This window comes from Geoglobus sp. (genome assembly GCF_054018175.1).
Genome location: NZ_JBPLZQ010000092.1, coordinates 1 through 10,418, shown reverse-complemented (window position 1 = coordinate 10,418; position 10,418 = coordinate 1). Strand labels below are relative to the sequence as shown.

The window sequence follows — 10,418 nt, the reverse complement described above, 5'->3', positions numbered from 1 at the left end:
TCGAGGTTCCAACGCTCAGCATGAGTGGTTCGTTCATATGTATCTTCTCGACCCTCAGCTCCTCCTCTACGCCCACGACCCTCTCTATAAGCTGGACCTCCCTCGTGAATTCGAACAGCACATCCGGAAGCTTTCCCGGATGTCCAACCACGTTACCCACGAGGCCGTCACCCTTCGTTATGAACGGGTCGAGCTTCGTGGCAACGCCTATCAGCCCTCCAGGAGTTGCCTCCTCCACGTTCCGGCCAGAGGCCATTATGCTCACGACCTCGCTGAACAGCGGGTTGTAGTTGCCCCTCTCGTCCTTGACCCCAGGTCTGATCTCTATCTCGTCACCGACCCTAAGCCTGCCCCTGGAGAGACTTCCACCCACGACCCCACCGACAAGGTTCTCGGGCCTGGTTCCCGGCCTGTTGACGTCGAAGCTCCTCGCAACGTACATGAGCGGTGGAGAGTCGAGGTCCCTCTCTGGCGTGGGGATTACCTCCTCAACCGCCTCGATGAGGGCGTCAATGTTCACCCTCTGCTGCGCCGACACGGGAATTATCGGGGCGCTCTCGGCTATCGTCCCCTTCACGAACTCCCTGATCTCCTGGTAGTTCTCCAGAACCCTCTCCTTTGGCACAATATCGATCTTGTTCTGGACGATGACGATCCTGTCGACCCCTATGATCTCGAGGGCCATCAGGTGCTCCTTCGTCTGGGGCCTGGGGCACTTCTCGTTTGCAGCTATGACCAGAACCGCGCCGTCCATCAGCGCTGCACCGCTCAGCATCGTCGCCATCAGCGTTTCGTGACCCGGGCTGTCAACGAAGCTCACAGTTCTGAGAATTTCGGTTTCAACACCGTGCTTGGGGCAGACCTTCTCCACGGTGAAGGCCTCGGTCCCCTCGCACTTCGGGCACTTCCTGAACGTCGCGTCTGCATACCCGAGCTTTATCGAAATTCCCCTCTTGAGCTCCTCGCTGTGCCTGTCAGTCCACACACCGCTTAACGCAGCAACAAGAGTGGTTTTACCGTGATCAACATGACCGACCATACCTATATTCACTTCTGGCAGAGGAACATCATCACTCATAAGGCATCGGATGAGGAAATGGTATTTAACTTATTTGTTCCCGCACACCGGGACAGAACAGAAAGCGATGCCACAAAGACATCCCGTGCAGGTCAGTCAAGCCAGATCAGAAAAAGCAAAAAATGAGGAGATCACTCCTCCGGAATATCGATCCTGCCCTCCTTTACCTCCTGCTGAACCTCTTTTGGATGCTTGCCCTCGACCTTTACGCCCATCGAAACCGCAGTGCCGAGGACCTCCAGCACCGCAGCCTTAAGATCGTAGGCGAGCATCTGCTTGTGCTTTATCCTGGCGATTTTGACCACCTGCTCCATCGTGAGGTCTCCGACGTACTCCCTGCCAGTGGCCTTCGACCCCTTCTCGAGTCCGAGTTCCTTCTTTATCAGCGCTGAGACCGGTGGAACACCGACCTCGATGTCGAAAGTCCTGTCCTCCTTCGCGATTATCTTGACAGGCACGGGCAAACCGTCAAAGTCCTTCGTGGCCTCGTTTATCCTATCCACGACCTGCTTGACGTTCAGTCCAAGAGGACCTATCGCGGGACCGAGCGGTGGACCCGGAGTTGCCTTCCCACCAGGAACAAGAACTTCCACTACCTGTGGCATTCACTACACCTCCTCTTCGGTCTTTTCAAGAATTCTCACGTTGTCAGCCTTCACGGTTACAGGAATCGGAACCACGGCCTCAAGAAGCTCGACAGTTATTTCGTTCTTAGCCTCGTCAACTCTCTTGACAACTGCCAGCTCACCCTTGAACGGGCCGCTTATTATCTCGACCTTGTAACCCTCTCTTATCTGCTCTGCCGCCTTCTTTGGCTTCAGAAAGTGCTCAATCTCGGTAAGGCTCGTTTCACCCTTTACGAGCCCCTTAACGTGGGGAACGCCCTTAATCGCATTGACGATGTCCTCGTTGCTCTCCGCCTCGACGATTATGTACCCCTTGATCTCCTTCGGCGCCAGGATCGAGTAAAGCCTTATGCCCCTCTTCCTGACTCCCGCAGCCATCAGGTTCGCCACTATCCTCTCCTGGTTCGCAGTTGTCTTGACTATGAAGTACCTGCTCATTTCAGGGCCCCCGGTAAGACATCCATGAGAAGGTAAATTATGAAGCCTATGAAGCCAACCACGAACATTACAGCCACAGCTACCTTCGTCGTGGTAATGAACTCCTCCCTGTCGGGCTTTCTCGTCATCTTGAGGATGTTTATGTAATCCTTAAGCTTGTCGTTGATCATAGCCCTGCCTACCCAATGTCGGTTTTTAAAGATTTACCTCACGAAGTCGATTCCGTACCTCTTGGTTATCGCCGGTCCCTTCCTGCCGAAGATCTGCGGAGACTTCACGCCAGTAACTATGACCAGCGTCCTTATGGTGCTCTCAAGGGATGGGTCTATCATGGCTCCCCAGATTATCCTCGCGTCGGGGTCAATCTTGCTGTAAATCTCCTCGACTATGCTCTCCGCCTCCTCTATTGTCATGTCGGGCCCACCGGTCACGTTGACCAGTGCAGCCTTTGCACCCGTGATGTCCACGTCGAGCAGCGGGCTCTTGAGAGCCTTTCTGACGCTCTCAGATGCCTTGTCCTCACCGCTCGCTTCTCCAAGACCGATCATTGCCACTCCTCCCTTCTCCATAACCGTCCTGACGTCCGCAAAGTCGAGATTGATCAGCGCAGGCTTGGTGATCAATTCAGTTATGCCCTTCACCGCCCTCATGAGGACCTCGTCGGCAACCTTGAAAGCCAGCTGCATCGGGTAGTTGGGCACAACCTCGAGCAGCCTGTCGTTCGGAATGACTATGACCGTGTCAGTAGCCTCCCTCAGCCTCTCAAGCCCTGCTTCAGCATTTGCCCTCCTTATCGCTCCCTCAGCAGAGAACGGCAGCGTGACGACGGCAATTGTCAAAGCCCCTGCGTCCTGGGCTGCCTCAGCAACCACTGGGGCCGCTCCGGTTCCCGTTCCTCCACCGAGACCACACGTTATGAAGACGAGGTCAGAGCCTTCGAGCAGAGCCCTGATCTCCTCCTCGTTCTCCTTGGCCGCCTCCTCGCCGACCTGTGGGAGGCTGCCCGCACCGAGACCCCTCGTCCTCTTCTTTCCTATCAGAATTCTCTTGTCGGCCTTGGTGTAGTACAGGTGCTGGACGTCCGTGTTTATTGCTATGAGCTCAGCACCCTCGATGCCCTCCTCGTACATCCTCGTTATGGTGTTGCACCCGCTTCCACCAACTCCAACAACCCTTATGACAGTCTTCAGCTCGTGAAGCATCTGCAGAATTTCGTCATCCTCATCCTCCTTCGCAAAAGCCCTTCTCTCCTCATTTGCCCTCTTAATTGCCTCCCTCACGATTGAATCCATAATCCTCTCCTCGCAGAGTTTTTTTAGTTTAGTGGCCAGAATAGTATTTAAACCTTTGTTCTCAAGCTCAGGCGATGATTATTTCCGGCAAAATCATCACCGGCGGCAAACTCGTCACCGCCGGTATAAGAATAGAGGAAGGGAAAATCGTCGAAATAAGCAAGCAGCTTACGGGAAAAAGGATTAAAGGGCTCATAATGCCGGCTGGGATAGACGTTCACGTCCACCTCAGGGATTTTGAAGAAAGCAGGAAGGAGACGATAAGAAGCGGTACCCTCTCAGCCCTGTACGGTGGGATATGCCTGGTCGTTGACCAGCCGAACACCAGACCGTTCATCGACTCGGTGGAGAGGTACGAGAAGAGGGTCAGGCTGGCGGAGAAGCACCTCAACGTGGATTACTCCCTGAACGTGGGTCTGACGAGGAGAAACTTCAGCGAGATCAACGAGATCGTGGACAATCTGAAGGCGAAGGGCTACAACCCGGCCGTCGGAGAGGTGTTCCTCCAGCACGAAAATCCGGAGTTCCAGGTGGACGCAGAGATTGTGAGAGGTGTGAGACACCTCACCACCATCCACGCCGAGGTTCCAGAGCACGTGAAGTCGAACGACATCCCGAACTTTCTCCACAGAGACAGGATGGCAGAAATAGAGGCTGTGAGGAAGCTTGCGGGAGATGGCCACCACTTCTGCCACATCTCCACGAGGGAGGCTTTCGAGATCATCTCCACTTCCCCCTCTACCATCGAGGTCACACCACACCACCTCCTCCTCGACAGAACACACTATGAAAGGCTGAACGGATTCGTCAACGTGAACCCTCCGCTCAGAGACGAGGAGGACAGGGAGTTCCTCCTCCAGAACTTTTCGAAGGTGGACGTTATCGCATCGGACCACGCCCCGCACACGGTGGAGGAGAAGCAGAGTGGCGCCTCGGGCTACCCGGGAGTTGAGACGATGTATCCCCTGATGATGGGGCTCGTCTTCTACGGAAAAGTAAACGTGTTCGACCTCGTGGAGAAGATCGCCGTGAACCCGTCTAGGATATTCGGGTTCAGAGAGTACGGAGGAATAGTGGTCGGAAAATACGCAAACATCGTAGCCTTCGACATATCGAGGGTGGAAAGGATTGACACCAAGAAGCTCCACAGCCTCTGCGGGTGGACGCCCTACGAAGGTTTTCCTGCAGTGTTTCCCCACACGGTTATCCTGAGGGGGGAGGTTGTAAAGGACGGAGGGGACATTCTCGAGGGTGTGGGCAGGGTTTACAACAGCGAGGCAGGTTTTTAAGGTCGCCTGAAGAAACGCTGTTCATGGACGACGACGAGCTTCTCGACTACTACTTCGAGCTGAACATGAGAAGGAAGGTCTGCAGGAGGGAGGTTCTCAACAAAAGGTTCGTCGAAGCGAGGCTGAAGAGGTCAAGAGAGTGAGCGAATGTAGTTGTAGTAATAAGACAAAGCTTATTAATACCATGTTATCAGAATAACATTGCTCCGCTTCCCACGCCCGTGTGACGAGCATGAGCATGGGTCGGTTGGCGGAGCCACACCCCTCCATTCTTAACGATTTTAAACCGACTCCCGTGGGGGAGTAAGGAAAAACCTTTATAATTTCAGGACTCTGGTTCAAGCAGGTGGTTATCATGGGAATTCTGTGGCTCAATGAGATAGGTAAGGATGACATACCTCTCGCAGGGGGGAAAGGTGCGAACCTGGGAGAGCTTCTCAGAAATGAAATTCCGGTGCCAAACGGTTTCGTGGTGGACAGCAGGACGTTTCTCGAGTTTATGGAGGCCACCGGCCTGTGGTACCAGGTAAACGACATGCTCAGGGGGCTTGACGTGGAAAACACAGACGAGCTGAACGAGGTGTCGAGGAAGATAAGGGAAATGATCGAAACCTCCGAGATTCCAGAAAACATAGAGGAGGAGATCAGGGCGGCCTACAGGAAGCTATGCGAGGAGGAGGGCGAGGAGGTATTTGTGGCAGTGAGAAGCTCCGCCACCGCAGAAGATCTGCCAGAGGCGAGCTTTGCGGGACAGCAGGAAACCTATCTGAACGTGAGGGGAGAGGACGACGTCGTCGAGAAGGTCAGGAAGTGCTGGAGCAGCCTTTACACTCCAAGAGCGATATACTACAGAATACAGCAGGGTTTCAAGCACGAGGAGGTGAGCATCGCCGTAGTTGTCCAGAAGATGGTCAACAGCGAGAAAAGCGGGGTCATGTTCACCTCACATCCGGTAACAGGTGAGAAGCTCTGCATAATTGAGGCAGCTTTCGGGCTCGGAGAGGCAATCGTGAGTGGGGCTGTTAGCCCGGACACCTACGTTTACGACAGAATCGCCAAGAGGCTTGTGGAGATAAACGTGGCAGAGAAGAAGATCATGATAACCAAGAACGAGAGGGGAGAGACCGTAACGGTCGAGCTCCCTCCCGAAAAGGCTAAGGAGAGGGTGCTGTCCGACGGGGAGATTGAGGAGCTCGTAAAGTTTGCCGAGCTAATAGAGAACCACTACGGTCATCCCCAGGACGTTGAGTGGGGTATCGAGAAGGGTAAGGTGTACATCCTGCAGTCAAGGGCCATAACCACGATAAAGGGCAAGAAGGGTGAGGAGGCGACGACCGTGAAGAGAGAGCTTAAGGTGCTCCTCAAGGGTCTCGGGGCGTCCCCGGGGATAGGGGTTGGCAAGGTGAAGGTCATAACGAGCGAGAAGGAGATAAACAAGGTCGAGGAGGGAGACATCCTGGTAACCACGATGACGACTCCGGACATGGTCCCGGCAATGAAGAGGGCGTCCGCGATAGTGACGGACGAGGGTGGCATGACTTGTCACGCCGCAATTGTCAGCAGGGAGCTCGGTGTGCCTGCAGTGGTTGGAACGAAGGAGGCCACAAAGGTCCTCAAGGACGGAATGGTTGTCACAGTGGATGGTGAGAAGGGAGTTGTGTACGAGGGGTCGGTGGAGCTCGAGAAGGACGATGAGAAGAAGACAGAGGTCGTGACCAAGGCAAAGATCATCACCGCAACCGAGGTCAAGGTCAACATCTCCATTCCGGACGGGGCAAAGAGAGCGTATGAGACCGGTGCAGACGGCGTGGGACTCTTCAGGATTGAGCACATGGTTCTCGGACTTCCAAAGCACCCCATGAAGTACATAAGGGACGGAGAGATCGAGGAGTACATCCAGAAGCTGTACGAGGGGATAAAAACCGTCGTTGACACATTCTACCCCAAGCCGGTCTGGGTGAGGACTCTCGACGCACCAACAGACGAGTTCAGGGCAATGGAGGGCGGAGAGAACGAGCCGATAGAAGCCAACCCCATGCTCGGATTCAGGGGAATAAGGAGGGACCTCGTGGAGGACATTCACTTCAGGGCCGAAATCAGGGCAATCAAGAGGCTCGTTGAGGAGGGGTACACCAACATAGGTATCATGCTGCCCCTCGTAACGAGGGTCGACGAGGTCAGAAGGGCGAAGCGGATAATCGAGGAGGAGGGGCTACCCCTGAGCAAGATCGAGTTCGGGATAATGGTGGAAACGCCAGCGGCAGCGCTCATAATCGAGGACCTGGTGAAGGAGGGTATAGACTTCGTGTCCTTCGGCACGAACGACCTCACCCAGTACACGCTCGCGGTTGACAGAAACAACGAGAACGTGGCCTACCTTTACGACGAAACCCACCCCGCGGTTCTCAAGCTCATAGAGCACGTCATAAAGGTGTGCAAGGAGCACGGAGTGAAGACGTCGATATGCGGACAGGCCGGTAGCTACCCGCACGTTGTCGAGAAACTCGTCAAGCTCGGAATAGACAGCGTTTCGGCCAACCCGGATGCTGTCGAAAGGGTGAGGGAGACTGTGGCGAGGGTCGAGAAGAAGATAATGCTCGAGAAGCTGAGGGGTCTCTGATGCTCAACAAGCTGATCAGGAGTCTCGAGAGTGCGCCGGTCATAATGAAGGGAGACTACCCCTACTTCATCCACCCCCTCACGGACGGCGTGCCAGAGCTTGACCCGGACATTGTGAGGGAGGCGGTGTCCGGAATAATCAGAATCGCCGACCTCGATGTGGACAAGATAGTCACCGTGGAGGCCATGGGCATCCCCATAGCCACCGCGCTGAGTCTTGCGGTCAGCATACCGATAGTGGTGGTCAGAAAGAGGGCATACAACCTGCCCAACGAGATCGTCGTGGACCAGCAGACGGGGTACTCGAAGGGGAAGCTGTACATAAACGGGATAGAGAAGGGCGACAGGGTCATACTCGTCGACGACGTCATATCCACCGGAGGAACTGCTCTTGCAACCCTCAAGGCTCTTGAAAGGGCCGGAGCGGTGATCAAGGACTTCGTGGCTGTTGTGGAGAAGGGCGAGGGCGCGAGGATGCTGAGGGAGAAGGGATACAATGTCAAGAGCCTTGTCAAGATAGAGGTCTCAAGGGATGGGGTCAAAATCCTCGACCATATCTGAGAGGATAGACTTTTCTTCCATTTTTTCGGAGCTCGGCAGCGCAAGAGTTCTCGGAATCCAGCTTCCGGATGGGCTGAAGTTTTACGCCCGCGAGATAGCCGAGAAATTCAGAGAAAGGGGCTACAGGATAATCCTGTCCGGAAAGCCCTCCTACGGTGCATGCGACATAGACACCTCTCTGCTCGAAATCGTAGATGTCCTGCTGCACTTCGGGCACACAGAAATGATTCGCATGGATAGGGTGATCTACGTTCCGTACAACATCGAGTACGCCATAGACGTGGATCTTCTGAAGGACGTCATTGCGGAGAAAAGGATAGCAATCATTGGCACGGCAAGCTACGCATGGAAGTTCGACGATGTGGCGAAACTGCTCGAAGACGTGGGCTTCGCGGTCGAGCTCAGAAGGGGGAGGGGCGTGAAGCTCAGAGGGCAGGTTCTCGGATGCAACTACACGTGCCTCGACAACTCGAGAGCTGACGCTGTTCTTTTCATAGGGGACGGAAGGTTCCATGCAGTGGGAGCGAGCATATACTCTAAAAAGAAGGTGTACGCCTACAGCCCCCTGTCAGGAGAGGTTGAGGTCGTGAACACGGAGGACTTCGTCAGGAAAAGATACCTGGCAATCTCGAGGGCGATGGAGAGCGAGAGCTTCGGCATAATCGTCTCCACAAAGCCGGGACAGAACAGGACTGCCCTCGCCAGGAAGCTCCAGGAAATTGCCCTCGAGAGAGGGCTATCGGCAGAAATCCTGCTGGTGGACGAGGTTACGCCGGCCATGATAGACAACTTCAGGTTCGACTGCTACGTGAACACTGCCTGCCCCAGGATTTCGTATGACGACTATGCGAGGTTTTCGAGGCCCGTAATTTCTCCAGCAGAGTTCGAGATCGTGCTCGGAGTCAGGGAAGAGTTCTCCATCGATTTTATATAGTTCGAATTTATCCGGTTCGCAACCCGTCATGCTATTTAACATTGTTAAAACCACCGCAGTTGCGTTAGATTTATATTTTCCAGATCGTAATTGTAATTACAATAATCATTAGGATGTGAATCCCATGTGCTCAGACTGCGAGATAAAGGTCAGAGTTAGAATCAGAAAAACAGAAACGAGAATCGTCATAGACATCAAGAACAGAAAGGTCAACGTCCTCGACTGCAACCTTATGAGGACCAGGTGCTTCAGCTGTGTTCCGTTCTGTGAAGCCGTTGTCGCTGCAAAGGACTTTGCGTTCAAAAGGAGAAAACCGAAGGCGGAGGTCATAGTTGAGAGGTAGTGCATTCAGCTCGTCCAGACCAGTGACGGGCGCGCCAACTCGTTGAGGTGAGCGGGCCGCTATTTTTAAATAGAGCCCGCCCTAAGCCACAGTCTCTCAGGCCGGGTAGCAATATTTAAATATCTTCTCCTTAAGGCAAAGGGCAGAAGGTGATACAATGGAGGAGGGATTCAGACACATCGTCAGAATTGCGGACACGGATCTGGACGGAAAGAAGCCCGTGATTCACGCGCTCACCGGTATCAAGGGCATAGGGCTCAGAATGGCCAGATCAATAACAAATCACCTCGGAGTGCCTGCGATGGCAAAGCTCGGTGAGTTGGATGACGAGACAATTGCCAAGCTCAAGAAATTCATCGAGGAGGAGATCGAAACACTCCCGTCCTGGATGCTCAACAGGAGGAAGGACTACCACACCGGCAAGGACCTGCACCTGCTCAACAAGGACATCGACTTCGCGAGGATGCTCGACATCGAGAGGATGATCAAGATCAGAGCGTACAGAGGAATGAGGCACGCGAGAGGATACAAGGTGAGAGGACAGAGGACGAGATCGACAGGCAGAAAGGGCGCGACTGTTGGTGTCGTCAGGAGGAAGAAGTGAGGTGGTGTAGATGGGCGATCCAAAGAAGCCAAAAAAGAAGTACACGACTCCCACAAAGCCGTGGGATAGAGTCAGGCTCGAGAGGGAGGCTCCTCTCGTGATCAAGTACGGTCTCAGAAACAAGAGGGAGCTCTGGAGGTTCCAGAACCTGCTGAGAAAGTACAGGAGGGTTGCGAGAGATCTGCTCGCGAAGGTCAACTATCCCGGCAGGGAGGGAGAGCTCGCAAAGGCCAAGGCGCAGCAGGTCATAAAGAAGCTGAACAGGATGGGAATCCTTCCGGAAAACGCAACTCTTGACGACATACTCAACCTCACCGTGGAGGACTTCCTGGAAAGGAGGCTCCAGACGGTCGTTTACAGGCAGGGACTCGCGAAGACGATAAAGCAGGCCAGGCAGCTGATAGTCCACGGGCACATCGCTGTAGACGGCAGGAGAGTCACATCTCCCAGCTTCATAGTCGAGAGAGATATGGAGAGCAAGATAGGTTACTACTCAAACTCACCTTTCGCAAAGCAGCAGGTAACGGAGGGATAATATGGCGGAGAAGAAAAAGAAGGGAGTGTGGGGTATAGCGCACATATTCTCGTCCTACAACAACACGATCATAACGATTACGGACATCAAAGGGAGCGA

13 protein-coding genes are annotated in these 10,418 nt (G+C 54.1%); 8 read left to right on the top strand and 5 right to left on the bottom strand.

Annotated features, from left to right (window positions below; all coding sequences use genetic code 11):
* The 5 genes from ACXJJC_RS07190 to ftsZ all read right to left on the bottom strand — a co-directional run.
* On the bottom strand, positions 1 to 1,078 hold a 1,078-nt coding region (locus tag ACXJJC_RS07190; protein ID WP_456370565.1), incomplete at its 3' end, for a translation initiation factor IF-2 subunit gamma.
* Positions 1,079 to 1,209: 131 nt separating this feature from the next.
* Positions 1,210 to 1,683, bottom strand: a complete 474-nt coding sequence (locus ACXJJC_RS07185) for a 50S ribosomal protein L11 (protein ID WP_456370563.1) — start codon at positions 1,681 to 1,683, stop codon at positions 1,210 to 1,212.
* A gap of 3 nt (positions 1,684 to 1,686) precedes the next feature.
* Positions 1,687 to 2,142: a transcription elongation factor Spt5 gene (locus ACXJJC_RS07180; protein ID WP_456370561.1), complete on the bottom strand. Its 456-nt coding sequence runs from the start codon at positions 2,140 to 2,142 to the stop codon at positions 1,687 to 1,689.
* Positions 2,139 to 2,312, bottom strand: a complete 174-nt coding sequence (locus ACXJJC_RS07175) for a protein translocase SEC61 complex subunit gamma (protein WP_456370559.1) — start codon at positions 2,310 to 2,312, stop codon at positions 2,139 to 2,141. Before ACXJJC_RS07175 ends, ACXJJC_RS07180 begins: the two co-directional genes overlap by 4 nt.
* A gap of 33 nt (positions 2,313 to 2,345) precedes the next feature.
* Complete coding sequence (gene ftsZ / locus ACXJJC_RS07170; protein WP_456370557.1) at positions 2,346 to 3,434, bottom strand: cell division protein FtsZ; 1,089 nt, start codon at positions 3,432 to 3,434, stop codon at positions 2,346 to 2,348.
* A gap of 74 nt (positions 3,435 to 3,508) precedes the next feature.
* Here ftsZ and ACXJJC_RS07165 point away from each other — a divergent pair, with 74 nt between their 5' ends.
* The 8 genes from ACXJJC_RS07165 to rpsK all read left to right on the top strand — a co-directional run.
* Complete coding sequence (locus tag ACXJJC_RS07165) at positions 3,509 to 4,723, top strand: dihydroorotase (RefSeq protein ID WP_456370555.1); 1,215 nt, start codon at positions 3,509 to 3,511, stop codon at positions 4,721 to 4,723.
* Positions 4,724 to 5,078: 355 nt separating this feature from the next.
* Positions 5,079 to 7,343, top strand: a complete 2,265-nt coding sequence (ppsA, locus tag ACXJJC_RS07160) for a pyruvate, water dikinase (protein WP_456370568.1) — start codon at positions 5,079 to 5,081, stop codon at positions 7,341 to 7,343.
* Entirely contained in the window at positions 7,343 to 7,903 is a 561-nt protein-coding gene (gene hpt / locus ACXJJC_RS07155; RefSeq protein ID WP_456370553.1) for a hypoxanthine/guanine phosphoribosyltransferase, read from the top strand. The genes ppsA and hpt overlap by 1 nt, the downstream gene beginning before the upstream one ends.
* Positions 7,875 to 8,837 (top strand): diphthamide biosynthesis enzyme Dph2, encoded by a 963-nt coding sequence (gene dph2 / locus ACXJJC_RS07150; protein ID WP_456370552.1) that lies wholly within the window; start codon positions 7,875 to 7,877, stop codon positions 8,835 to 8,837. Before hpt ends, dph2 begins: the two co-directional genes overlap by 29 nt.
* A gap of 124 nt (positions 8,838 to 8,961) precedes the next feature.
* Positions 8,962 to 9,180, top strand: a complete 219-nt coding sequence (locus tag ACXJJC_RS07145; protein ID WP_456370550.1) for a hypothetical protein — start codon at positions 8,962 to 8,964, stop codon at positions 9,178 to 9,180.
* Between the two features lie 157 nt (positions 9,181 to 9,337).
* Positions 9,338 to 9,784: a 30S ribosomal protein S13 gene (locus ACXJJC_RS07140; protein WP_456370548.1), complete on the top strand. Its 447-nt coding sequence runs from the start codon at positions 9,338 to 9,340 to the stop codon at positions 9,782 to 9,784.
* Between the two features lie 10 nt (positions 9,785 to 9,794).
* On the top strand, positions 9,795 to 10,319 hold the full coding sequence (locus ACXJJC_RS07135; RefSeq protein WP_456370546.1) for a 30S ribosomal protein S4: 525 nt from the start codon (positions 9,795 to 9,797) through the stop codon (positions 10,317 to 10,319).
* Between the two features lies 1 nt (position 10,320).
* Positions 10,321 to 10,418: 30S ribosomal protein S11 (rpsK, locus tag ACXJJC_RS07130; RefSeq protein ID WP_456370566.1), on the top strand; the 98-nt coding region annotated here is incomplete at its 3' end.